Source organism: Mameliella sp. LZ-28, assembly GCF_012274245.1.
Lineage (GTDB): Bacteria > Pseudomonadota > Alphaproteobacteria > Rhodobacterales > Rhodobacteraceae > Antarctobacter > Antarctobacter albus.
In genome coordinates, this window is the sequence record NZ_JAANYX010000011.1 from 627,254 (window position 1) to 649,232 (window position 21,979).

Annotated in this window: 24 protein-coding genes; 21 read left to right on the forward strand and 3 right to left on the reverse strand. The window is 66.1% G+C overall.

All coding sequences use genetic code 11. From position 1 onward, the window contains the following. From G9Q80_RS09645 to pyrC, 5 genes are all read left to right on the forward strand, one after another. On the forward strand, nt 1-702 hold the full coding sequence (locus G9Q80_RS09645; protein WP_088714980.1) for an FkbM family methyltransferase: 702 nt from the start codon (nt 1-3) through the stop codon (nt 700-702). 64 nt (nt 703-766) lie between these two features. Beyond that, nucleotides 767-1,816, forward strand: a complete 1,050-nt coding sequence (locus tag G9Q80_RS09650; RefSeq protein ID WP_088714981.1) for a glycosyltransferase family 2 protein — start codon at nt 767-769, stop codon at nt 1,814-1,816. 152 nt (nt 1,817-1,968) lie between these two features. Continuing rightward, a complete protein-coding gene (locus G9Q80_RS09655; protein ID WP_052244374.1) occupies nt 1,969-2,901 on the forward strand; it encodes a Hint domain-containing protein in 933 nt (310 codons plus the stop codon). Between the two features lie 162 nt (nt 2,902-3,063). Further along, nucleotides 3,064-3,996: a phosphoadenosine phosphosulfate reductase gene (locus tag G9Q80_RS09660; protein ID WP_088714982.1), complete on the forward strand. Its 933-nt coding sequence runs from the start codon at nt 3,064-3,066 to the stop codon at nt 3,994-3,996. A 53-nt stretch (nt 3,997-4,049) separates the two neighbouring features. Beyond that, the gene (pyrC, locus tag G9Q80_RS09665) at nt 4,050-5,084 is read left to right on the forward strand and encodes a dihydroorotase (RefSeq protein ID WP_043139671.1); all 1,035 of its coding nucleotides are present in this window, start codon (nt 4,050-4,052) and stop codon (nt 5,082-5,084) included. On the opposite strand, the gene G9Q80_RS09670 is transcribed toward pyrC, so the two are convergent. After that, complete coding sequence (locus G9Q80_RS09670) at nt 5,047-6,651, reverse strand: winged helix-turn-helix domain-containing protein (RefSeq protein ID WP_088714983.1); 1,605 nt, start codon at nt 6,649-6,651, stop codon at nt 5,047-5,049. The genes pyrC and G9Q80_RS09670 overlap by 38 nt on opposite strands. Before the next feature lie 134 nt (nt 6,652-6,785). On the opposite strand from G9Q80_RS09670, the gene G9Q80_RS09675 reads away from it, so the two are divergent. The 3 genes from G9Q80_RS09675 to G9Q80_RS09685 all read left to right on the forward strand — a co-directional run bounded on the left by G9Q80_RS09675 (nt 6,786) and on the right by G9Q80_RS09685 (nt 9,765). Then, nucleotides 6,786-7,256 carry a DUF6647 family protein gene (locus tag G9Q80_RS09675; protein WP_043139675.1) on the forward strand — a complete coding sequence of 157 codons (471 nt, stop codon included), beginning with the start codon at nt 6,786-6,788 and terminating at the stop codon, nt 7,254-7,256. Nucleotides 7,257-7,399: 143 nt separating this feature from the next. After that, nucleotides 7,400-8,071 carry an orotate phosphoribosyltransferase gene (locus tag G9Q80_RS09680; protein WP_043139676.1) on the forward strand — a complete coding sequence of 224 codons (672 nt, stop codon included), beginning with the start codon at nt 7,400-7,402 and terminating at the stop codon, nt 8,069-8,071. A gap of 206 nt (nt 8,072-8,277) precedes the next feature. Continuing rightward, the gene (locus G9Q80_RS09685; RefSeq protein WP_043139679.1) at nt 8,278-9,765 is read left to right on the forward strand and encodes a replicative DNA helicase; all 1,488 of its coding nucleotides are present in this window, start codon (nt 8,278-8,280) and stop codon (nt 9,763-9,765) included. Nucleotides 9,766-9,896: 131 nt separating this feature from the next. Here the strand turns inward: G9Q80_RS09685 and G9Q80_RS09690 are convergent, their stop codons facing one another. Next, the gene (locus tag G9Q80_RS09690) at nt 9,897-10,670 is read right to left on the reverse strand and encodes an adenosylcobinamide-GDP ribazoletransferase (protein ID WP_088714984.1); all 774 of its coding nucleotides are present in this window, start codon (nt 10,668-10,670) and stop codon (nt 9,897-9,899) included. A 119-nt stretch (nt 10,671-10,789) separates the two neighbouring features. On the opposite strand from G9Q80_RS09690, the gene alr reads away from it, so the two are divergent. The 9 genes from alr (at nt 10,790) to G9Q80_RS09730 (ending at nt 18,721) form a co-directional block, all read left to right on the forward strand. Next, the gene (gene alr / locus G9Q80_RS09695) at nt 10,790-11,827 is read left to right on the forward strand and encodes an alanine racemase (RefSeq protein ID WP_088714985.1); all 1,038 of its coding nucleotides are present in this window, start codon (nt 10,790-10,792) and stop codon (nt 11,825-11,827) included. Nucleotides 11,828-11,874: 47 nt separating this feature from the next. Then, nucleotides 11,875-12,606: an MlaE family ABC transporter permease gene (locus G9Q80_RS09700; protein ID WP_052244402.1), complete on the forward strand. Its 732-nt coding sequence runs from the start codon at nt 11,875-11,877 to the stop codon at nt 12,604-12,606. Nucleotides 12,607-12,712: 106 nt separating this feature from the next. Beyond that, nucleotides 12,713-13,459 (forward strand): ABC transporter ATP-binding protein, encoded by a 747-nt coding sequence (locus tag G9Q80_RS09705; RefSeq protein ID WP_088714986.1) that lies wholly within the window; start codon nt 12,713-12,715, stop codon nt 13,457-13,459. Then, nucleotides 13,456-13,842 carry a hypothetical protein gene (locus G9Q80_RS28145; RefSeq protein WP_232788192.1) on the forward strand — a complete coding sequence of 129 codons (387 nt, stop codon included), beginning with the start codon at nt 13,456-13,458 and terminating at the stop codon, nt 13,840-13,842. The genes G9Q80_RS09705 and G9Q80_RS28145 overlap by 4 nt, the downstream gene beginning before the upstream one ends. Beyond that, complete coding sequence (locus G9Q80_RS28150; RefSeq protein ID WP_416045624.1) at nt 13,839-14,309, forward strand: paraquat-inducible protein A; 471 nt, start codon at nt 13,839-13,841, stop codon at nt 14,307-14,309. Before G9Q80_RS28145 ends, G9Q80_RS28150 begins: the two co-directional genes overlap by 4 nt. Before the next feature lie 166 nt (nt 14,310-14,475). Then, nucleotides 14,476-15,843, forward strand: coding sequence for a DNA repair protein RadA (gene radA, locus G9Q80_RS09715; protein ID WP_043139690.1), 1,368 nt, complete (start codon nt 14,476-14,478; stop codon nt 15,841-15,843). Between the two features lie 75 nt (nt 15,844-15,918). Next, nucleotides 15,919-16,476 (forward strand): CvpA family protein, encoded by a 558-nt coding sequence (locus G9Q80_RS09720; protein ID WP_069211497.1) that lies wholly within the window; start codon nt 15,919-15,921, stop codon nt 16,474-16,476. A 332-nt stretch (nt 16,477-16,808) separates the two neighbouring features. Further along, on the forward strand, nt 16,809-18,308 hold the full coding sequence (purF, locus tag G9Q80_RS09725; protein WP_209037479.1) for an amidophosphoribosyltransferase: 1,500 nt from the start codon (nt 16,809-16,811) through the stop codon (nt 18,306-18,308). A gap of 146 nt (nt 18,309-18,454) precedes the next feature. Beyond that, nucleotides 18,455-18,721, forward strand: a complete 267-nt coding sequence (locus G9Q80_RS09730; RefSeq protein ID WP_052244376.1) for a hypothetical protein — start codon at nt 18,455-18,457, stop codon at nt 18,719-18,721. A gap of 2 nt (nt 18,722-18,723) precedes the next feature. Here G9Q80_RS09730 and G9Q80_RS09735 read toward each other — a convergent pair whose 3' ends face one another. Next, nucleotides 18,724-19,035 carry a hypothetical protein gene (locus tag G9Q80_RS09735; RefSeq protein WP_088714988.1) on the reverse strand — a complete coding sequence of 104 codons (312 nt, stop codon included), beginning with the start codon at nt 19,033-19,035 and terminating at the stop codon, nt 18,724-18,726. 98 nt (nt 19,036-19,133) lie between these two features. Here G9Q80_RS09735 and G9Q80_RS09740 point away from each other — a divergent pair, with 98 nt between their 5' ends. The 4 genes from G9Q80_RS09740 (at nt 19,134) to G9Q80_RS09755 (ending at nt 21,952) form a co-directional block, all read left to right on the forward strand. After that, entirely contained in the window at nt 19,134-19,697 is a 564-nt protein-coding gene (locus G9Q80_RS09740; protein ID WP_157903820.1) for a DUF2199 domain-containing protein, read from the forward strand. Between the two features lie 51 nt (nt 19,698-19,748). Next, complete coding sequence (locus G9Q80_RS09745; RefSeq protein ID WP_043139699.1) at nt 19,749-20,411, forward strand: SDR family NAD(P)-dependent oxidoreductase; 663 nt, start codon at nt 19,749-19,751, stop codon at nt 20,409-20,411. Nucleotides 20,412-20,528: 117 nt separating this feature from the next. Next, complete coding sequence (gene surE, locus G9Q80_RS09750) at nt 20,529-21,314, forward strand: 5'/3'-nucleotidase SurE (RefSeq protein ID WP_069211501.1); 786 nt, start codon at nt 20,529-20,531, stop codon at nt 21,312-21,314. Continuing rightward, a complete protein-coding gene (locus tag G9Q80_RS09755) occupies nt 21,311-21,952 on the forward strand; it encodes a protein-L-isoaspartate(D-aspartate) O-methyltransferase (protein ID WP_043139704.1) in 642 nt (213 codons plus the stop codon). The genes surE and G9Q80_RS09755 overlap by 4 nt, the downstream gene beginning before the upstream one ends. The last annotated feature ends 27 nt before the right edge of the window (nt 21,953-21,979 follow it).

Below are 21,979 nucleotides of genomic sequence, written 5' to 3' on the forward strand. Positions count from 1 at the left end.
ATGGACGGCGCCGAGCCCGCCCCCCGCGATCCCTACCTGCACTCGCGCGGGCTGAAGATCCCCAAGCATCCGCAGATCACCAAGGGCCGCATTCGCGGCGCACTGAAATCCGACGCCTACGAGCGCAAGGAATGCGACGCGGTCATGCGCGTCGTGCGCCCGGGCGACCGGGTGCTGGAGCTGGGCGGCGGCATCGGCTACATGTCCACGCTTCTCTCGGTGAAGAAACAGGTCGCGCGCGTGGTCAGCTACGAGGCGAACCCGGCGCTGATCCCCTACATCCGCTCTGTCCACGCGGCCAACGGGGTGGAAAACGTCGACCTGCGCAACGCGCTGCTGTCACCGCAAGCGGGCGATCCCGTCCCCTTCTACGTCCGCAGGAACTTCCTCGCCTCCTCGATGGACCGCGAGGCCGACCCGGACAGCGTGACAGAGGAAGTCTCGATCATGCAGCACGCCATCGCCCCGGTGCTGGAGGCGGAAACGCCCGATGTCCTGGTCTGCGACATCGAGGGCGCCGAGGCCGATCTGCTGCCGGCCGGCGACTGGTCCGGCTTGCGCGCCGCCGTGATCGAGCTGCACCCGCAATGGATCGGGCAGTCGGGCGTGCAGGCGGTCTTTGACACCATGCACCGCGCCGGGCTGACCTATTTCCCCAAGGCCTCCGAGGCCAAGGTCGTCACCTTCCGCAAGGGCTGGTGATGGCTCTCGGGACATGTCCCCGTCCCGGCCTCTGCGCCGGGACCTTCCGCCACGGGGGCGCCGCGTGAAGATCACCGCCGTTCTCTGTGTCCGTAACGAGGGCGCCTTCCTGCTGGACTGGCTGGCGCATCACCTGGCCTGTGGCGTGACCCATGTGGTCGCGCTCTCGAACGATTGCCAGGACGGCACCGACGCGATCCTCGACCGGCTGGCACAGGTCGCGCCGCTGACCCATATTCGCAACGATGGCCCCCATGACGAACGCGGCATCCAGTTCACCGGGTTGAAACTGGCCGACGCGGCGCCCGCCGTCACCGGGGCCGACTGGCTGCTGGCGCTGGACATCGACGAATACGTCAATGTCCACGCAGGCGACCGCACCCTGCCCGCGCTGATCGCCGCCCTGCCCGAGGCCACGGCCATCACGCTCACCTGGCGGCTCTTCGGCAATGCCGGGGTGGCGCGGTACGCCGATGCGCCGATCACCGGGCAATTCACCGCCGCCGCGCCGGTGGTCATGCACTGGCCCTGGCGCGCGGCGATGTTCAAGACGCTCTACCGCAATGACGGCACCTATGCCCGGCTGGGCGTCCACCGCCCCCGCGCGCTCGACAAGTCAAGGCTCGACTACGCGCGCTGGTTCGACGGCGAGGGCCGCGAGCTGGACGACCAGTTCCGCACCCGCCGCATCTTTTCCCAGTACGGCCGGTCGAACTATGCGCTGGCCCAGCTGAATCACTACGCCCTCGGCGCGATGGAAAGCTACCTGCTCAAGGCCGACCGGGGCCGCGCGGTCCATTCGGACCACGCGCTTGGCATGGACTACTGGGTCGAGCGCAACTGGTGCAACGAGGAAGACCGCAGCATCCTGTCCCTGCCCGGCGTGGCAGAGCGCCGCGCCGCGTTCGCCGCCGACCCGGAGCTGGCCCGGCTGCACGCCGGGGCGGTCGCCTGGCGCCACCAGAGGCTGGAGGCCTTGCTGGCCCAGGAACCCTACCGCGCTCTCTTTGCGCGCCTGCTGATGACTCCGCCCTCACGCCCGGTGCCGATCCAGGCCGCGCGCGTGCTGGCCCGTCACGCCACCCACGCAAGACAGGCCGGCGACCAGCATTGATTTCGCGCGGCTGCGTGTGCACGCGGATCGGACGTCAAGGATAAAATGTTTTTTCTTTTTGCACCTTTTTCGGCTGAACGGTTGAATCCTCAACCTGAAACCCTAGCAATTCAATGGGTTGAACGTTCCAACTTTTTGCTAAGGAGATTTACATGCCCACCAACTACGAAGCACAGGGCAATGTCCTGCTGTCCGGCGTCACATTCAACGGCACCGAAGGTGCCCCGGGCAGCAGCCTGAACTGGGGTGGCCTGTTTTCCGCCGATGACACTTCGGGCACAATCGTGGACCAGGACGACGACGGCCGGCTGGACGCGGGCGTCGACACCTTCGCCAGCGGCGGAGCAACCTTCACCGGCTACACGATTTCGGGCGGCGACGGTGTCGAATACCCCGTCTTTACCGACGGTGGCGGCAACTATGCGCTGGTCATTCCCGATGCGACAACGCAGACGCTGGTTGCCAATTCCGGCACCTCGAACACGTTCCAATCCGAAACCAGCGACAGCAACGTCTACCTCTGCTTCGGCAAGGGCACCCTGATCTCGACCCCCGAGGGCGCGCGCGCCGTGGAAACCCTGTCGATGGGTGACCCCGTGCTCACGCCCGATGGCCGCAGCGTGCCGGTGAAATGGGTCTGGACGCAGGAAGTCTCGACCCGCTTCGGCCCGGCCGACCGCCTGCAACCCGTGCGCCTGCGCGCGGGCGCCCTTGGCGATGGCCTGCCGCAGCGTGACCTGGTACTGACCGCCGACCATGCGCTGCTGATCGACGGGATGCTGGTCAATGCCAGTGCGCTGGTCAACGGCGATACAATCGACTGGCTGCCGCTGTCCGAGCTTGGCGAGAGCTTTGCCGTCTATCACATCGAGACCGAGGACCACGAGATCATCCTGGCCGAGGCCACGCCGTCGGAAACCTATATCGACCACGTCGGCCGCCGCAGCTTTGACAACTACGCCGACTACATCGCGCAGTTCGGCGAAGAACCGGCGCTTGCCGAGATGCCGATGCCGCGTGTCAGCTCGCGCCGCCTGCTGCCCCCGGCGCTCAAGGCACGCCTGGCTGGCAACCGCGCCGCCTGAGGCAACACACAGAACCAAGCGCCGCCCTCACAGGGCGGCGCTTTCACATCACGGCGCCGCCGCACCCTTTTGCCACCCGCGCACCACAATCTCGCCGAAAATACCGGGTATATTCGCCTCAAATCCGCGTCTTATTTTGCGGAATACGAGGGACCGCCCGGTATGGAATCGCACCAAAGCACTTTTGCCCCCGACCTCAGCCACCTCTCCCGCAGCGAGTGGCTTGGCGCGCTCAGGCGCATCGGAGAGGAACAGGGGTTTGCCGAACCGATGGGCAAGACCCATGCCGCCATCTTCGTCGAGGACGGCGACACGCTGATCGTGAGCTTTGAAAGCATGTCGGGGATCGAGGCGCTGTCGGAAACCCGCACCCCCATCGGGTTCGACATGGTGGGCGGCGCGGGCTGGTCCTCGCTCTCGTTGCTCAGCCACGGCGACACATGGTTCCGCGATCCCCGCGTCTATGCCTTTTTCGACCAGCTGCAGGACGACGGTTTCTTCGACGAGTTCGAGACGGTGCTGTTCTACGGCGCCGGTCCCTGCGGCTATGCCGCCGGCGCCTATTCCGTCACCGCCCCCGGCGCCCGCGTCCTGATGCTGCAACCGCAGGCCACGCTGGACCCGCGCGTCGCCGAATGGGACGACCGCTTTGCCGAGGAACGCCGCCGGGACTTCACCTCGCGCTACGGGTTCGCGCCGGAAATGATCGACGCCGCCGACAAGGCCTGGGTGATCTACGACCCCCGCGAACGGCTGGATGCGATGCATTCCGCCCTGTTCGAAAAACCCAATGTCGCCCGCTACCGCGCGCCCTTCATGGGCGGCGCGCTGCAGGCCGATTTCCGGGCGCTCGACCTGCTGCCCGGCCTGCTCTCCGCCGCCGCGGAGGACCGCCTGTCCCCGGCGCTCTTTGCCTCGATGCTGCGCGCCCGGCGGGACCACCCGCCCTACCTGCGCCGCCTGCTGCATCGGCTGGACGCCGATGGCCGGACGGAACTGGCCCGCATCCTGTGCGAGAACGTGGTGGCGCGGATGCATGCCCCCCGCTTCCGTCGCCGCCTGGCCCAGATCGAGGCCACCGACGACAGCGCCTGAGACGCCCCACGACAGGCTGGCGCGGCGCCGGTCCGCGTGCTAACGGCTCCGGCATGGAACAGATCAGCATCCGCCGCCCCGACGACTGGCACCTGCACCTGCGCGACGGCGCCATGCTGCAGGGAATCGCCCCCGAAAGCGCCCGCGACTTCGCCCGCGCCATCATCATGCCCAACCTCGTGCCGCCCGTCGTGACCGGCGACCAGGCCGCCGCATACCGCGACCGCATCCTGGCCGCCCTGCCCGAGGGCGCCGACTTCAAGCCGCTGATGACGCTCTACCTGACAGAGGAAACCGACCCCCACGACGTGGTCCGCGCCCATGCGGACGGCATCGTGACGGCGGTGAAACTCTACCCGGCGGGCGCCACGACCAACTCTGCCTCCGGCGTGCGCGACTTCGACAAGGTGCGCGGCGTGCTCGAGGCGATGGCAGAGGCGGGCATTCCCCTCTGCGTGCATGGCGAAGTGGTCGACGCGGATGTCGACATCTTCGACCGCGAGGCCGTCTTCATCGACCGCATCCTGGACCCGGTCCGCCGGGCCACCCCCGGCCTGCGCGTCGTGATGGAACATATCACCACCCGCCAGGGTGCCGACTACGCCCGCGCGGGCGGCGATGACCTGGGGGCCACGATCACCACGCATCACCTGGTCATCAACCGCAACGCCATCCTGGTGGGCGGGATCAAGCCGCATTACTATTGCCTGCCCGTCGCCAAGCGCGAGGAACACCGGCTGGCGCTGCGCGCCGCCGCCACCTCGGGCGACGCCAGCTTTTTCCTGGGCACCGACAGCGCACCGCACATCGACCCGCTCAAGGAAAACGCCTGCGGCTGCGCGGGCTGTTTCACCGCCACCAACACCCTGTCGATCCTCGCCGAGGTCTTTGAACAGGACGGCGCGCTTGACCGGCTTGAGGCGTTCACCTCGCTCAACGGCCCGGCCTTCTACCGCCTGCCCCCGAACGAGACGCGCGTGACCCTGACCAAGGGCGAACCGGTCAGCTACCCCGACAAGATCGAGACCGGCGACGGCCCGGTGACGGTCTTCAATCCAATGATGCCCCTGCACTGGCGCGTGGGCTGAGCGGCACACCCGCGGCCCTTGCCCCCGAGTACAGCCGATCACGCGTGGCCGGATCATGGATCGCGCGGGCGACAGCATAGGTGTCCAGGCTGAAATCGGGTTTCAGTTCAAGCAGGCGATCCCTTGCGGCCTCTGCCGCGGGCTGGTCGCCCAGATGCGCCGCCGCCGCCGCGGTATAAAGATGGCGCTCGATGAAATCGGGCGCCTCTTCCAGCGCCAAGATGGCCGCGCGGTACTGGCCAAGGTTGAACCGCGACAGACCCGCGCCCACGGCGTACCAGGCCGGCCAGTCCGGGTTGAGCACCTTGGACCGATCCGACCAGGCGACGGAATCCTCGCCCAGTTCGCCGCGCCAGTTCCCGATCCAGGCGGCCTCGGCCAGGATGTCGGGGTTGTTGGGCGCCAGCTCCACCGCCCGCCGCAACAGCTGCTCGGCGCGCAGCGTCTCGCCCCGGTGACCGGCCAGCCAGTTCATCTGTACCAGCACCTGCGGTTCTTCCGGTGCCAGGCGCGCCGCCATCTCGATCGCCTCGATCCGGTCCGCAAAGATCGGTGCTAGCGCCTCGGGCGTGGCCGCGTTGCTGCCGCGCAGGGCATGCACGACCGCCAGTGTACCCCAGGCCTGAACAAACTGCGGGTCCAGTGCGATGGCCGTTTCAAGATGGGCCACGGCGATCTCGTAGTCGGCGGGGGTAAATCGGTGCTTGTGCTCGGTTCCGATCAGGAAATGTTCATAGGCGTCGAGGTTCTCGGTCCCGCGCCGATGCACCGCGCGGCGGTCGTTGCTGGCAATCGCACCGGTCCATGTCCCGCGCAGCGCGCCGGTCACACGGTCGGTGATCGCATCCTGGATTGCAAAGAATCCGCCCGTCCCGTCTCGCCATGTTTCGCCCCAGACGATCTCTCCGCTGGACACTTCCACAAGGCGCGCCTGCACGGCGATCCGGTCGCCCTCGGCCTGGATGCTGCCGGCAAGCCGATAGCGGGCCGCGCCCTGTTCGCCCTCGATCACGCGCAACCACCCCTCATCCGACAAGGTATTGGCAATATCCCCCGCCAGGGCCCGGCCCAGTCGGTCCCAGCGTGCGTCGTCGCTGTCGTTGCGGAACGCCCCGACCAGCACGGAAGGACGTTCTGCCAGTGAGGCCTCGCCCTTGAGACCCGGCCAAAGCAGCACGGCCAGCGCGACAAGCATCCCTCCGGCCAGCACACCCAAACCCAGCAGGGCCGCGCCGCCCGGTCGGGCGACCTGCCCCGAACCGGGACCCGCGCCCGCCTCTTCGCCCGTAGCCTCCAGTACCAGCCGATAACCCCGGCGCGGTACGGTTTGCAGCGCCATTCCAGCATGATCTTTCAGCGCCCTGCGCAGTTCCGAAACGCATTGATACAACGAGTTCTCGGAAACATGCGTCTCGGGCCAGACTGCATCCAGAAGCTCTTCCTTGCTGACCACCTCACCCGGACGAGCACGGAAGTAAGCCAGCATCGCGGCCGCATGGGGCCGCAGCGCACTGTCATCAAATTCCCTACCCGACGTCGTGTCGGCCTGCTGCGATTCGGCAATCATTTCGGGCAATCACGCTCCTATAGCCCTCAAATTAGCAGAGTTTGGCGAGAATTCAGAAAACTTTCAGGACCAGTTCAGGACTTTCCGGCCGTTCGCGTCTCAGACTCCTGGCATTTGCAAGGGAGACTTTGGTCGTGGATATCCTCATCGACGCATTGCTCGCCTGGATTGGCGAAGAGACAGACTATGACACCCATGACCTGCCGCACCCGATTGTGCGCGTCATGAGCCCGCAGGAGCTGACCCGCGAATATTACAGCGGCGTCGCCCACCTGATGCCCGAGGACGGGGTAGACGACCGTCTGAACGCGCTCTTTGCACGCACCGACGGCCCCAATGGCACGATCTACCTGTTGGCCCCGGCCCATATCGACTATGCCGAAGACTTCGACAGCCCCACGGACAACCCCCTGTGGCGAGAGATCCTGCTGCACGAACTGGTCCACTACGTTCAATGGAAAAGCGGCGCCTCGCAAAGCTGGGACTGTCTCGCGATGGGCGAGCCGGAGGCCTACACCCTGGGCGGGCGCTACCTGAAGAAAACGCGCACCACCGACCCGCTTCCGAACCGGATGTTCTGGGGCCGGATCTACGCCCGCTGCTGAGCACTGCGCACGGTTTGTACAAAATGCGGATTTCGGCGTACAAAACGTACGTTTTGTACAAGACCCGCGGGATGCGATCCCCCCTTCAAAACCGGCGCGCAACGCGCTAATCCGGCGCGACCCAGACAGCCGGAGCACGCGCCATGATCCCCTCGACCTATCCCACCGCCGAAGAAATGGCCCGCCTGACCGCGCGGATGCTCTGGGAAATCGAGGCGGTCAACTTCATGACCGATGAACCGTTCAAGCTCGCCTCCGGCCAGCTGTCGCCCGTCTACATCGACTGCCGCAAGCTGATCTCCTTCCCGCGCATCCGCTCGACCCTGATGGATTTCCTGACCGTCACAGTCATGCGCAACGCAGGCTTCGAGGCCTTCGACAACATCGCCGGGGGCGAAACCGCAGGCATCCCCTTTGCCGCCCTGGTGGCCGAGCGCATGGGCCTGCCCATGACCTATGTGCGCAAGAAACCAAAGGGTTACGGTCGGAATGCCCGGATCGAGGGCGCCATGACCGAAGGCCAGCGCGTGCTGCTGGTCGAGGACCTGACCACCGACGGCGGCTCGAAACTCAGCTTTGTCGATGCCATTCGCGACACCGGCGCCACCTGTGGCCACACGGCGGTGATCTTTTACTACGGCATCTTCCCCGAGACGATCAAAACCCTGGGCGACCACGGCGTAGACCTGCACCACCTCTGCACCTGGTGGGAGGTGCTGGCCGAGGCCCCCGCGAAACATGCCGGCGTCCTGTCCGAGGTCGAGTCGTTCCTCAAGGATCCCCACGCCTGGCGCGCCGCCCGCGCCGAGGGTTAACCACGCGTTAAGCTCTGCAAAGAGCACGTTGCCTGTGGCACACCCACCACAGCCCCGAGTCGTGCTGTCAAGATATTGACGGCAGGGCGCCCCGGCTGGCAATATCATGTGGTGGGGAGCGTCCCCGGCTTATCCCCAGAAACATACATTTTGCACCCCGGCGGCTGCGCTTGCTATGCCGCCATCCCGAGCAGTGGGGGAGAAAAATGAACGAGATCGCCACAATCAATCCGACCGGAATCGAGGTCCAATCCGCCGAGACCATGCCCCATTCGATCGAGGCCGAGCAGCAGCTCCTGGGCGCGATCCTGACCGAGAACGACATCTACGACCGCATTGCCGCGATCATCAGCGCGCAGCACTTCTACGATCCCGTGCACGCCCGTATTTTCGAAATCGCCGCTGCACGCATCGCCAAGAACAACCTCGCCTCGCCGGTCACGCTCAAGGCCTTTATGGAGGACGACGAGGGTCTCAAGGAACTGGGCGGCACCGCCTATCTCGCCCGGCTTGCCGGCTCCGCCGTCTCGACCTTCGCGGTGCGCGACTACGCGCAGATGATCTATGACCTGGCCGTGCGCCGTGACCTGATCCGCCTGGGCAAGAACATCTCGGACAAGGCGGCCAAGGTCGACGTGAAATCCGAGCCGCGCGAACAGATCGTCGAGGCGGAACAGGCGCTTTACAAGCTGGCGGAACAGGGTCAGACCGAAAGCGGATTTCAAAGCTTTCTCAAGGCCGTAACAGAGGCGGTTAATGTCGCCAACGCGGCCTACCAGCGCGAAGGCGGGCTTGCCGGCATCTCGACCGGGCTGATCGACATGGACAAGAAGCTGGGAGGACTCCATCCCTCGGACCTTCTGATCCTCGCCGGACGCCCCTCGATGGGCAAGACCTCGCTGGCCACCAACATCGCCTTCAACATCGCCAAGGCCTACAGGAAGGGCGAACGCCCGGACGGCAGTACCGGCGCAATCGACGGCGGTGTCGTCGGCTTTTTCAGCCTGGAAATGAGCGCCGAGCAGCTGGCGGGCCGGATCCTGGCCGAGGCCTCGGAAATCTCCAGCCACAAGATCCGCCAGGGTGACATGGACGAAACCGAGTTTCGCCGCTTCGTCCAGGCCGCCAAGGATCTCGAGGCCTGCCCGCTTTACATCGACGACACGCCCGCCCTGCCGATCAGCCAGGTGGCGGCGCGGTCGCGCCGTCTGAAACGGACGCACGGGCTGGACCTGATCATCGTCGACTACCTGCAACTGCTGCGCGGCACCGCCGACAACCGGGTTCAGGAGATCGCGGAAATCTCGATGGGTCTCAAGGCCATCGCCAAGGAATTGAACATCCCGGTCATCGCCCTGTCCCAGCTCTCGCGCCAGGTCGAAAGCCGCGACGACAAGCGGCCCCAGCTTTCTGACCTGCGGGAATCGGGCTCGATCGAGCAGGACGCGGACGTGGTCATGTTCGTGTTCCGCGAGGAATATTACGCCGAACGGGAAAAACCCTCGGACGACCGGCTGGACGAAATGGCCGCCTGGCAGGAACGCATGAGCCGGTTGCACGGCAAGGCCGAGGTCATCATCGGCAAGCAGCGCCACGGCCCCATCGGCACGGTCGAACTCTCCTTCGAAAGCCAGTTCACCCGCTTCGGCAACCTCGTCAAGCCGTGGCAGCACGGCGACGCGGGCCAGGTGTAATCGAACGACCGTCGGGCAGACCGGCAATCCGACCCGGGACAAGAGGCGTCAGATCCGCCGGGCCGGGTTGCCGAAGGCTGAAAGAGACGCCTTCGTGCGCCACCTGAAGACCGCCATGCAATGGCCTGATATTACACTTGAAACCAGATAATTAACCCGAGGTAGAACCCGAGTTCTCCGAACAGGACGGACCCACCCAGGCAATCGCCGGTATATCCACCGATCCGCGCCACGCAGACCGCCCGGAACGCCTGCGCCAACAGGATCGCCCCGATGAATGCGCAGAGCACCGCGCCGCCCCCCAGCGGCATCAAGACCAGCGCCAGCACCATCAGCGTGCAGGCCAGCGCGACACGATATCCGTCGGGCGTGACCTTGGGGACGAATTTCTGCATCCCCTCGCTGCGGGCATGAACGGTGATCAACGTGACATGCACCGCCGCCATCCGGCCCACCGCATGCGCGGCGATCAGCGCCAGGCAAGCCTGCCCCAGCGACATCCCCGCCAGGAGCGTCAGTTTCAGCCCCAGGACAACGGCCAGCGTCAGGGCGCCATAGGTGCCCAGCCGGGTGTGATCCATGATCTGGATGACCTCGGCCCGGTCTTGGCCCACAGACAGCCCCTCGGCCGCATCGGCCAGCCCGGCCTCGTGAAATCCCGCCGTCGCCAGCAGGGTGGCGGCCAGCGACAGGATCACCGCCGTGGACCAGGGCAGGACGGGCGCCGCCGCCCAAAGCACCAATGCCCCGATCCCGCCCACCAGCGCGCCCACGGCGGGGTGGTATTTCACCGCCCGCACCATCAGGTCGTCCGAGACCGGCAGCCCCCGCGGCACCGGAATACGGGTCAGATAGCGCAGCGCCAGGAGGAACAGCAGACCCTCAAGCCGCAATGCCGCATACATTCCTGACCCTCCCGTACCGTCCGGAAACCCAGCATAAGCGGCAAAGGCCCGCCGTCCAGCCCGCACGCGCGGCGATTTCGCGCTTGACCCTCACCCAGAACCTGAGAAAGACAGCGGGCATGGCTCAGGCACGTCTTACCATCGATCTCGCGGCGCTGCGCGCCAACTGGCGTTCACTTGCCGACATGGCACAGGCCGAGGCCGGCGCCGTGGTCAAGGCGGATGCCTATGGCCTCGGGCTGTCACAGGTCGCCCCGGCGCTGGCCGCCGAAGGCGCGCGGCGGTTCTTTGTCGCCATCGCCGAAGAAGGCGCCGAGTTGCGCCGCATCCTGGGCCCGGGTCCGGAAATCTGCGTCTTTTCCGGCCACATGGCGGGCGATGCCGGGTTGATCCGCGATGCGCAGCTGACCCCGATGATCAATTCCATCGACCAGATGCTGCGCCATGTGGAAAGCCTGCCGGGCCACGGATTCGGCATCCAGCTGGACAGCGGCATGAACCGTCTGGGGATGGAACCCGCAGAGTGGAGCGCGCTGCGCGACATCGCCCTGTCGCAGCACCCTGCCCTCATCATGAGCCACCTTGCCTGCGCCGATGAACCCGATCATCCGATGAATGCCCGCCAGTTGCAGGCCTTCCGCCAGATGACCGACGGGATCGAGGCGCCCCGGTCCTTGTCGGCCACCGGCGGGGTGTTGCTGGGGCCGGATTATCATTTCGAGATCACCCGTCCCGGGATCGGCGTCTATGGCGGTCTGCCCTTCGTCGATGCGCGGCCCGTGGCCTTTGTCGATCTGCCGGTGATCCAGGTCCGCGACGTCGAACCGGGCGAAACCGTGGGCTATGGCAACACCTGGACCGCCCAAAGGCCGACCCGGGTCGCCACCGTTGCCGCCGGCTATGCCGACGGCATCCTGCGCACAATGAGCCACAAAGCCCATCTCTGGGCGGGGGAAACCCGGTGCGAGGTACTGGGCCGCATCTCGATGGACCTGATAGGCGTCGACGTGACGGCGGTGGCGGAAACGCCGGAAAGCCTTGAACTGCTGGGCCGTCACCAGAGCGTCGACACACTGGCCGACTGGGCCGGCAGCATCGGCTACGAGATCCTGACCTCGCTGGGTGCGCGTTACGCCCGCACCTACACCGGCGCGTGATCCTGCTGTCGCCCTTCGGCGCGCTGGGGCGCGCCACGCTGGCGCTGATGGCCGTCGTCGGGCGTGTCACGCTCTTTGCTCTGACCGCGCTCAGCCACGTGCTGCGCCCGCCTTTCTATGGCCGCGAACTGGGCCTGGCGCTGTTGAACATCGGCTGGCTCTCGCTGCCGGTCGTCGGGCTGACGGCGATCTTTACCGGCGCAGCCCTGGCGCTGCAGATCTATTCCGGCGGCGCGCGTTTCAACGCCGAGGCGGTGGTGCCCCAGATTGTCGCCATCGGCATGGTGCGCGAGCTGGGCCCGGTACTTGTGGGCCTGATGATCGCCGCACGCGTGACCTCCAGCATCGCGGCAGAAATCGCCACCATGAAGGTGACGGAACAGATTGACGCGCTGGTTACGCTGTCCACCGATCCGATGAAATACCTCGTCGCGCCGCGAGTGCTGGCCGGGCTGATCGTGGTGCCGCTTTTGGTGGCGGTGGGGGATGTGATCGGTATCTTCGGCGGCTACGCGGTGGCGACCGGTTCGCTGGGGTTCAACCCGGCCGCCTATCTCAAGAACACGATGGATTTCCTGGAACCGCTCGACGTGATTTCCTCGCTGGTCAAGGGCTGCGCCTTTGGCGGGCTGGCGACGCTGATGGGCTGCTATTTCGGCATGGCCTCAGGCCGCGGCGCCCAGGGCGTGGGCCGCGCCACCAAGGGCTCGGTCGAGGCGGCGGCGGTGCTGATCCTGGCCGCGAACTTCCTGCTGACGGGGGCGTTCTTTTCGCTATGAGCGTCAGCTTGCGCAACCGATTGGCCAAAGGCCGAAAAAGCGTCTTGGAAGACGCTTTCCAAGCGCGTTCGAACGCGCTTGTCCCTGGCCCCTTGGATGGTGCCTCATGATCGACCTCAGCCATGTCTCCAAGGCCTTTGGCGACAACCACGTCTTGCGCGACGTGAACCTGACCATCGACAAGGGCAGCTCGATGGTCATCATCGGCGGCTCGGGCACCGGCAAATCGGTGCTGCTGAAATGCATCCTGGGCCTCGTCCCCCCCGACAGCGGCACCATCACGCTGGACGGACAGGACGTGACCAAGGCCGACCGCGACGCCTTTCTGGCCCGCTTCGGGATGCTATTCCAGGGCGCGGCATTGTTCGACAGCCTGCCTGTCTGGCAGAATGTGGCCTTTCGCCTGCTGCGCGGCTCGCTCAAGAAACCGCGCGACGAGGCCCGCGCCGTCGCGATCGAGAAACTCCGTCGCGTGGGCCTGAAACCCGATGTGGCCGACCGCCTGCCGGCGGAGCTTTCGGGCGGGATGCAGAAACGGGTCGGCCTTGCCCGCGCCATCGCCGCAGAGCCGGAAATCATCTTTTTTGACGAACCGACAACCGGGCTGGACCCGATCATGGCCGGGGTCATCAACGAGCTGATCCGCGAGATCGTGACCGAGATGGGCGCCACCGCCATGACCATCACCCATGACATGACCAGCGTCCGCGCCATCGCCGACCGCGTGGCCATGCTGCACGATGGCGTCATCCAGTGGACCGGCCCCGTGTCACAGCTGGACAGCAGCGGCGACCCTTACGTCGACCAGTTCATCTCTGGCCGCGCCGAGGGCCCGATCGAGGCGGTGCGATGAACGGCATCTTCCAGCCCGATCCGGTGGTTCTTTTCTTTCTCTTCGCCAAGAAGTTCCTCTACCTGGAAGTCCTGGCGATCCTCGCACTCTTGCGTCTGTTGCTCGGCCGGGGCCTTGCCCAGGGACTGGCGCTGGTGGCGTTCATGATGTCGCTGGCCGGCGTCGCGACGGTCTTTGCGCCCGCTTTCGGCCTCAACAACGGGGTTCTCTACACGGCTGCCGCACGCACCATGGCCGAGGGCGGCGGCCTGCCCGTCCTTGTCGTGCCCTCCATCATCCTGGGCCTGAGCGGGACGCTGCCCGGTGTCCGGGCCCGCTGGATCGATCTCATACACCTGGCGATGCTGGCCGGGCTCGTGGGTCTGTGGTGGTGGACCTCGTGACAGCGGCCTCGGGGGCCGCGGACTGGCGCCGCCACCTGCGCTGGCTCAACCTCTTGCTGTTCCTGCTCTACCCGATTTCCTGGTTTGCACCACTGATGCGTGCCGGGTTGCTGCCGCTGTTCGGCATGAGCGAGATAAGCCTGGTCTCGGGTTTGCAGTCACTTTGGGGTACGGATGTATTCCTGGCACTGCTGGTGACGCTCTTTGCGCTGGTGGCGCCACTGATCAAGACACTGGGGCTGGCGCTGGTACAGTTCGGCTTTCTGAACAGGCGCGCCCTGCCCGCCCTGAACGTGATCGGACGCCTGGGGATGGCGGATGTCTTCCTGATTGCGCTTTACATCACGCTGGCGCAGGGCATGGGCGTGGGCCGGGTCGAAACCGCCTGGGGGCTCTACCTGTTCACCGGCTGCATCCTTGGATCGGTCGTGCTGGGCCTTGTGGAAAAGTCCCGGCCGTTGGGTTGACCCAACCGGGTCAGGGGGCGCTGCCCCCTCTGGACCTGCGGCCCATTCACCCCCGGAGGTATTTTCGGCCCAAAGAAACACGCGCGCGTCGCAAGGCTCCGCCGCCCCATTGGCCCCGGCGGCGGGATGCGGCATAAGCCCCCCGTGACCTGCCAGCGGAGACCACATGGCCAAAGCTTCGACCCGTTTCGTCTGCCAGTCCTGCGGCGCCGTCGGCACCAAGTGGGCGGGCCGCTGCGAGACCTGTGGCGAGTGGAACACCATCGTCGAGGAAAAGCCGCTGAGCCAGGGTCCTTCGGGCAAGAGCCTGGGCAAGTCGCGTGGCCGCGCCGTGGTGCTGAGCGACCTGTCCACCAAGGAAGATCCGCCGCCGCGCACCGCCAGCGGCCTGGACGAGTTCGACCGTGTCCTGGGCGGCGGGCTGGTGCCTGCAAGCGCCGTGCTGATGGCGGGCGACCCGGGGATCGGCAAGTCGACACTCCTGTTGCAGGCGGCGGCGGCCTTTGCCAATGCCGGGCTGAAGGTCGTCTATATCTCGGGCGAGGAAGCCAGCGCACAGGTGCGGCTGCGCGCCCGCCGGCTGGGCCTTGAAAAGGCGCCGGTGAAACTGGCGACGGAAACCAACCTGAGGGACATCCTGACGACCCTGGACGAAAGCCGCCCCGACTTGGCGATCATCGATTCGATCCAGACCATGTGGGCCGACAACGTCGACAGCGTGCCGGGATCGGTCAGCCAGGTGCGCGCCGCCGCGCATGAGCTGACAACCTTTGCCAAGCGCACCGGCAGCGCCGTCATGATGGTCGGCCACGTGACCAAGGAGGGCCAGCTGGCGGGCCCCCGCGTGGTCGAGCACATGGTCGACAGCGTGATCTACTTCGAGGGCGAGCGCGGGCACCAGTTCCGCATCCTGCGCAGCGTCAAGAACCGCTTTGGCCCCACCGATGAGATCGGCGTCTTCGAGATGACCGGCGGCGGCCTGTCGGAAGTGCCCAACCCCTCGGCCCTGTTCCTCGCCGAACGCGGCCAACCGGCGCCGGGATCGGTGGTCTTTGCCGGGATCGAGGGCACGCGGCCCGTTCTGGTCGAATTCCAGGCCCTTGTCGCCCCCAGCCCGCACAGCCAGCCGCGCCGGACCGTGGTGGGATGGGACGGCGGGCGGCTGGCGATGATCCTGGCGGTTCTCGAATCGCGCTGCGGAATCCCCTTTGCCGGTCTGGACGTCTACCTGAACGTGGCGGGCGGCATGCGCGTGGGCGAACCGGCCGCCGATCTTGCTGTGGCCGCTGCGCTACTTTCCGCCCGTGAGGACGCCCCGCTGCCCCCGGATACTGTCGTTTTCGGCGAAATCAGCCTATCAGGGAGCCTGCGTCCCGTCGGGCAGTCCGAAAACCGATTGAAAGAGGCGCGCAAACTTGGTTTCTCCAAGGCGATCCTGCCGGAGGGAGGAAAGGCCACGGCGTCCGGCGGCATGGCGCTGACCCGGATGCCCGATCTGACCGCTTTTGTCGGCGATGTCTTCGGTGCGGGATAGCGGACCGGGGGAAACCACGGTAACAGTCACGACAAAGTGGCCAGAGGGCCCGAGCAGAAGAGGCGGACGCGGCAGATGGAAGGCTTTACAATCGTCGATGGCGTGGTGGGCGTCGTCATCCTGCTTTCGGCGTTGCTGGCCTATTCCCGTGGCCTGGTGCGCGAGACGATGGCGATCCTGGGCTGGGTCGCCGCCGCCATCGTGGCCTTTCTCTTTGCCGATCAACTGCAACCGCTGGTCAAGGAGATCCCGGTCATCGGCGAATTCCTGGCCGACAGCTGCGAACTGGCGGTGATCGCCAGCTTTGCCGCCATCTTTACCCTGGCGCTTGTGGTCGTGTCGCTGTTCACGCCGCTGTTTTCCTCGCTCATCAAGCGGTCTGCGCTTGGCGGGCTGGACCAGGCGCTTGGCTTTCTCTTCGGCGTGGCGCGCGGCATCCTGCTGGTTGCCATCGCCTTCTTCGTCTACGAAGTGGTGATCACCTCGCAGGATATTCCGATGATCAACGACTCGCGGTCGGCGGCGGTCTTTGCCCAGTTCACCGACCAGATCGAGGAACAGAACCCCGAGCAAGCGCTTGGCTGGATCACCGCGCAGTACGAACAACTGGTCAGCGTCTGCGAAGCGCCCTGACCTGAGCCCCGAAATCACCCCCAATCTGTTCCCCGGCTCGCCTGTAGTTGGCAGAGCCCGCAAAAAGGCGCGTGGTGCCGACATTCGGCTGCCTCCATCCTGTTTGCAGGATGCAAAACGGGGCAGCAAAGGGTCCCGGGGCGGGATCATGCAACCATCGAAAGAATAGCCCCAGGCCAAAAGAGACGCAGAGGTTGTGCAACCGGCCCTTTGAGCGGGTCTGCGCCGCCGCCCAAGGCCGAGGCTGCGAAACCTCTTGTAATCGTTTCGTGACATTCGGCGCGCTGGCGACTAAGTAATGCTGCAAATGCGAAGCGGATTCGGAGCTGCTCTTGTCCGACCCTATTTTCCCACCGGCACATCCTTTCGATTTCGACGCCGTCCGCGATCCGGACGATGGCGACAAGCTGAAAGAGGAATGCGGTATCTTCGGCGTGGTCGGTGTGACCGACGCCGCCAACTTCGTCGCGCTCGGCCTGCACGCCCTGCAGCACCGGGGACAGGAGGCGGGCGGCATCGTCTCGCACCACCCCGACCACGGGTTCAACTCTGCCCGGCGCTTCGGCTACGTGCGCGACAACTTCACCCGCGCCTCGTTGATGGAAACGCTACCCGGCCAGCTCGCCATCGGCCACGTCCGCTATTCCACCGCCGGCTCGAAGGGCCAGACCCAGATCCGCGACGTGCAGCCCTTCTTCGGCGAATTCAGCATGGGCGGTGCGGCGATTGCCCATAACGGCAACATCACCAATGCCGAGGCCCTGCGGCGCGAGCTGATCGAGCGTGGCTCGATCTTCCAGTCCTCCTCGGACAGCGAATGCATCATCCACTTGATGGCCCGGTCCCTGCAACGAGACATCCCGGCCCGGATGGAAGACGCGCTGCGCCGTGTCGAAGGCGCCTTCAGCGTCGTTGCCATGACCCGGACCAAGCTGATCGGCGTACGCGACCCGCTGGGTGTGCGCCCGCTGGTTCTGGGCAAGGTGGGCGACGGCTGGTGCCTGTCGTCCGAAACCTGCGCGCTGGACATCATCGGCGCCGAATTCGTACGCGAGATCGAACCGGGCGAAATGGTGGTCATCACCGCCGAGAAGGGCGTGGAATCGTCGCGCCCCTTCCGCCCGGCGAAACCGCGGTTTTGCATCTTCGAACATGTCTATTTCTCGCGCCCCGATTCGATCATCGGCGGCCGGTCCGTCTACGAAACCCGCCGCCAGATCGGCGTGGAACTGGCCCGAGAGGCGCCGGTTGACGCGGACCTGGTCTGCCCGGTGCCCGACAGCGGCACCCCCGCCGCCATCGGTTTCGCCCATGAAAGCGGCATTCCCTACGGCATGGGCATCGTGCGCAACCAGTACATGGGCCGCACCTTCATCGAGCCGACAGAGCAGATCCGCAACATGGGTGTGCGGCTGAAACTCAACGTCAACCGCGCGCTGATCAAGGGCAAGAGGGTGATCCTCGTGGACGATTCCGTCGTGCGCGGCACCACCAGCCGCAAGATCAAGGAAATGATCCTGGACGCCGGCGCCGCCGAGGTGCATTTCCGCATCGCCAGCCCGCCGACCGCCTGGCCCTGTTTCTACGGCGTGGACACGCCCCAGCGCGAAAAGCTGCTGGCCGCCACCATGTCCGAGGACGAGATGTGCGCCCACCTGGGCGTCGACAGCCTGAAATTCATCTCGCTCGACGGTCTCTACCGCGCCGTGGGCGAGGCCGAAGGCCGCGACACCAAGTGCCCGCAATACTGTGACGCCTGTTTCTCGGGGGAATACCCGGTGGAACCGGCGGACATGATCGAAAAGGGCTTTCAGATGAAGGCGGCGGAATAGCCGCCTTCGCCTGCACCCCGCGATAGCGGAAAAGCGCCCAGGACGGAGGCCGCACCGGCAGGCCTCCGCACATGCCAGTGTGCCGCTCTTCCCCCTGATGCTGCACCGCAGTATGGCCCCTGATCTGTTCAAAACGGAACCAGGACATGGCACAGGAAACCGCAACACCGCAGGCCGTCATCGCGGCGGCCACCACGCCCGCGACGGGCAACCTCGACAAGCTGATCCTCTTGGGCACCTTCGGCGGCGGCGAGGCCCGCAAGGCCCTTGTGCGGACCTCACGAGGCAAGGTCGTCACGCTGAAAGCCGGTGACAAGATCGGCCGCGACCCGATCGTGGCTATCGAGGATGGCCGCATCGCCCTGCTGCAACAGGGCAAGACCCGCTGGCTGACCCAGCCCGTCGCGCAATAAGGTCAGCTGGTCACGTCGCGACAGCGCGTCCAGCTGACGGGCGCGCCTTCGCCGAAACTGACCAGCGCCTCTTCCTCCGACAATTGCCGGATCACGACGGTCACGCCCGCGTCGTGCCCTCCCTCGGGCATGACGAACTGATAGCGATGGCGGCTGTATTGGCCATCGGTCTCGATCCCCGAGGGGGCGACCACCCGGCTACCCTTGATGGTCAGCATCTGCCCGTCCGGCGCGCACCAGTTGCCCGAGATCTCATCCGCCGCCAGGGTCCCCGGCACCAGCAAGGCACAGACCATCAGACTCCGTTTCAGCATCGTCACTCTCCAGTCTTTCCCATGCCACCAGCATGCCGCAAGGCGGACTGGCTGCCCAGCCTCTTGACCACCCCGGCAAAGCGCCGCACACCAGAGCCATGACCCTTCTTGCCCTCGACAGCCGCTGGCGCCGTTTCAATGACCCCGACCGGGCCTGCCCCTGCTGCGGGCGACAGTTTTCCGGCATCTACGACATCGGGTTCGACGCGCCGGACGACTGGCCGCACGGGCCGCGCCCGGATGAGGACGACCTTGAAATCGGGGACGACCGGCTGGGGCCGGAGTTCTGCCGCATCGGGGCGCGCTATTTCCTGCGCGCGGTGCTGACCCTGCCCCTGCGTGGCAGCGACGACGTGTTCTCCTTCGGTCCCTGGGTCGAGGTGCCCGAACCGGTGTTTCGCGCCTATCTGGCCACGGTCGATAACCCGGACCAGCCCTTCGGCCCCGCCGAGGGGCTATTGGCCAACGCCCTTCCCCTGTTTGAGGACGAGGCCGATAGCGCGGTCACCCTGACCCTGCCCGACCCGGCGCAGCGCCCGCAGGTGACGGCGACAGACGGCCCGCTGGCCGAGGCGCAGGCCCAGGGGATTTCCTTTGACGACCTGCTGGAGATCTACGCTGCCTGCGGCGACGACATCCGCCCCCACCTGGCCGCGGATTGAGGCAACGCGCCGCGCTTGACGCGCCCGCGAAAGCCCGGCACATGGCCTGACATGACCAAGCTCGCCCTCATCACCGGCGCCTCTCGTGGCCTGGGCTTTGCCCTGGCAGAGGCGCTTGCGCCCGATTTTCACATCATCGCCGTGGCCCGCACCGTCGGCGGGCTCGAAGAGCTCGATGACCGCATCAAGGCAAAGGGCGGCCAGGCCACCCTGGCGCCGATGGATGTCACCGACCGCGACGCGATGGCCCACCTCTGCCGCTCGATCCATGACCGCTGGTCGCCCGAGACGCCCGAGGGCGAGGGCACGCTGGCGCTCTGGGCACATACGGCGGTTCATGCCAGTGCGCTGACCCCGGCGGTCCATATCGACCCGAAGGAATGGCAGAAATCGCTGGCCACCAATGCCGACGCGATGGGCCACCTGGTGCCTTTCGTGGCCCCCCTGCTGGGCGAGACCGGCCAGGCGCTGTTCTTCGACGATCCGGTGAAGGGACAGAAATTCTACGGTCTCTATGGCACCACAAAGGCCGCGCAGATCGCCCTGGCCCGCAGCTGGGCGGCGGAATCCGAACGCACCGGCCCCCGTGTCCATGTGCTGGAACCGCGCCCGATGGCCACCGCCGTACGCGCCCGGTTCCATCCCGGTGAAAACCGCGACGCCCTGGCCACGCCAGAGGCAGAGGCCGCGCGCCTGCTGGCCGCACTCGCCTGACAATCCGTGGCTTCGGCACCTCGCCCCCGAGGTGCCGGACCTCAGCGCCCATGATAGGGTTGCAACGCAGGCGCCCCAGCCCCTAGAGAAGAACAAATCAGCACGGGCACGCCTTTCATGCGCATTCTCATCACCAACGACGACGGCATCAACGCGCCGGGTCTCAAGGTTCTTTCCGACATCGCCGCCGAGTTGGCCGGGCCATCGGGCGAGGTCTGGACCGTGGCCCCCGCCTTTGAACAATCGGGCGTGGCGCATTGCATATCCTACAGCCACCCGACGATGATCGCCCAACTGGACGAACGTACCTTCGCCGCAGAAGGCAGCCCGGCAGACTGCGTGCTGGCCGGGTTGCACGACGTGCTGAAGGACAATGCGCCGGACCTGGTGCTGTCGGGGGTGAACCGGGGCAACAACTCTGCCGAGAACGCGCTTTATTCCGGAACGCTGGGCGGCGCGATGGAGGCCGCACTCCAGGGCCTGCCCGCCATTGCCCTGTCGCAATATTACGGCCCCGCCAATGCCCAGGCCGACAATCCCTTCGAAGCCTCGGCAAAACATGGCGCCGCCACGGTGCGTGCCATCCTGGCCGCCGATCCCGCCCACGCGGGCGGCTATCGCCGTTTCTACAACGTGAACTTTCCGCCGGTCCCAGCCGCTGACGTGGCGGGCACCACCGTCGCGCCGCAGGGCCTGCGCCGCGACACCCGCTTTTCGGTCGAGGCGACGCATTCGCCGTCCGGCCGGCGGTTCCTCTGGGTACGCGGCGGCGACCAGCGGGCCGCGACCGACAGCGGCACCGACGCGGACATGAACCTCAAGGGCTGGATCACGGTCACGCCGATGCTGGCCGACCTGACCGACCACGCAGCGCTGAACAGCCTGAAAGACGCCTTTTCATGAGCTTCGACGCCGAAGCCAAGATGCAATTCCTCTTTGCGCTGCGCTCGAAGGGCGTGACGGACAAAGCCGTGCTGAACGCAATGGAAAGCATCGACCGCGGGCGTTTCATCCAGGGCTATTTCACCGACCGCGCCTATGACGACATGCCCCTGCCCATTGCCTGCGGTCAGACCATCTCTCAGCCCTCCGTCGTGGGCCTGATGACCCAGGCGCTGAAGATCGGGCCGCGCGACAAGGTGCTGGAGGTGGGCACCGGATCGGGCTACCAGGCGGCGATCCTGTCGCAGCTGGCACGGCGGGTCTACACGGTCGACCGGCACCGGCGGCTGGTCCACGCCGCGCGCCAGGTCTTCGAGGCGCTGGAACTGACCAACATCACCGCTTTCACCGCCGATGGCTCTTTCGGATTGCCCGACCAGGCGCCTTTTGACCGCATTATTGTGACCGCAGCCGCCGAAGACCCGCCCGGCCCCCTATTGGCGCAACTGAAGATTGGCGGTATCATGGTCGTGCCGGTGGGCCAGTCCGACGCCGTGCAAAGCCTGATCCGCGTGACGCGGACGGACAGTGGGTACGAGTATCACGAGATGCGTCCGGTGCGTTTCGTTCCCCTGGTCGAAGGGCTTGGCAAGGACTGACCGCCCGGTGTGGTGTCGGACAGGCGC

What these genes read in the sequence shown, in the direction of transcription:
- G9Q80_RS09670 (WP_088714983.1), bottom strand. Translation starts at nt 6,651, where the DNA reads ATGATTGCCGAATCGCAGCAGGCCGACACGACGTCGGGTAGGGAATTT.
- G9Q80_RS09655 (WP_052244374.1), top strand. Translation starts at nt 1,969, where the DNA reads ATGCCCACCAACTACGAAGCACAGGGCAATGTCCTGCTGTCCGGCGTC.
- G9Q80_RS28145 (WP_232788192.1), top strand. Translation starts at nt 13,456, where the DNA reads ATGAACGGCATCTTCCAGCCCGATCCGGTGGTTCTTTTCTTTCTCTTC.
- G9Q80_RS09660 (WP_088714982.1), top strand. Translation starts at nt 3,064, where the DNA reads ATGGAATCGCACCAAAGCACTTTTGCCCCCGACCTCAGCCACCTCTCC.
- G9Q80_RS09645 (WP_088714980.1), top strand. Translation starts at nt 1, where the DNA reads ATGGACGGCGCCGAGCCCGCCCCCCGCGATCCCTACCTGCACTCGCGC.
- G9Q80_RS09690 (WP_088714984.1), bottom strand. Translation starts at nt 10,670, where the DNA reads ATGTATGCGGCATTGCGGCTTGAGGGTCTGCTGTTCCTCCTGGCGCTG.
- surE (WP_069211501.1), top strand. Translation starts at nt 20,529, where the DNA reads ATGCGCATTCTCATCACCAACGACGACGGCATCAACGCGCCGGGTCTC.
- G9Q80_RS09755 (WP_043139704.1), top strand. Translation starts at nt 21,311, where the DNA reads ATGAGCTTCGACGCCGAAGCCAAGATGCAATTCCTCTTTGCGCTGCGC.
- pyrC (WP_043139671.1), top strand. Translation starts at nt 4,050, where the DNA reads ATGGAACAGATCAGCATCCGCCGCCCCGACGACTGGCACCTGCACCTG.
- G9Q80_RS09685 (WP_043139679.1), top strand. Translation starts at nt 8,278, where the DNA reads ATGAACGAGATCGCCACAATCAATCCGACCGGAATCGAGGTCCAATCC.
- G9Q80_RS09730 (WP_052244376.1), top strand. Translation starts at nt 18,455, where the DNA reads ATGGCACAGGAAACCGCAACACCGCAGGCCGTCATCGCGGCGGCCACC.
- G9Q80_RS09680 (WP_043139676.1), top strand. Translation starts at nt 7,400, where the DNA reads ATGATCCCCTCGACCTATCCCACCGCCGAAGAAATGGCCCGCCTGACC.
- radA (WP_043139690.1), top strand. Translation starts at nt 14,476, where the DNA reads ATGGCCAAAGCTTCGACCCGTTTCGTCTGCCAGTCCTGCGGCGCCGTC.
- G9Q80_RS09720 (WP_069211497.1), top strand. Translation starts at nt 15,919, where the DNA reads ATGGAAGGCTTTACAATCGTCGATGGCGTGGTGGGCGTCGTCATCCTG.
- G9Q80_RS09745 (WP_043139699.1), top strand. Translation starts at nt 19,749, where the DNA reads ATGACCAAGCTCGCCCTCATCACCGGCGCCTCTCGTGGCCTGGGCTTT.
- alr (WP_088714985.1), top strand. Translation starts at nt 10,790, where the DNA reads ATGGCTCAGGCACGTCTTACCATCGATCTCGCGGCGCTGCGCGCCAAC.
- G9Q80_RS09700 (WP_052244402.1), top strand. Translation starts at nt 11,875, where the DNA reads ATGGCCGTCGTCGGGCGTGTCACGCTCTTTGCTCTGACCGCGCTCAGC.
- G9Q80_RS09705 (WP_088714986.1), top strand. Translation starts at nt 12,713, where the DNA reads ATGATCGACCTCAGCCATGTCTCCAAGGCCTTTGGCGACAACCACGTC.
- G9Q80_RS09740 (WP_157903820.1), top strand. Translation starts at nt 19,134, where the DNA reads ATGACCCTTCTTGCCCTCGACAGCCGCTGGCGCCGTTTCAATGACCCC.
- G9Q80_RS09735 (WP_088714988.1), bottom strand. Translation starts at nt 19,035, where the DNA reads ATGCTGAAACGGAGTCTGATGGTCTGTGCCTTGCTGGTGCCGGGGACC.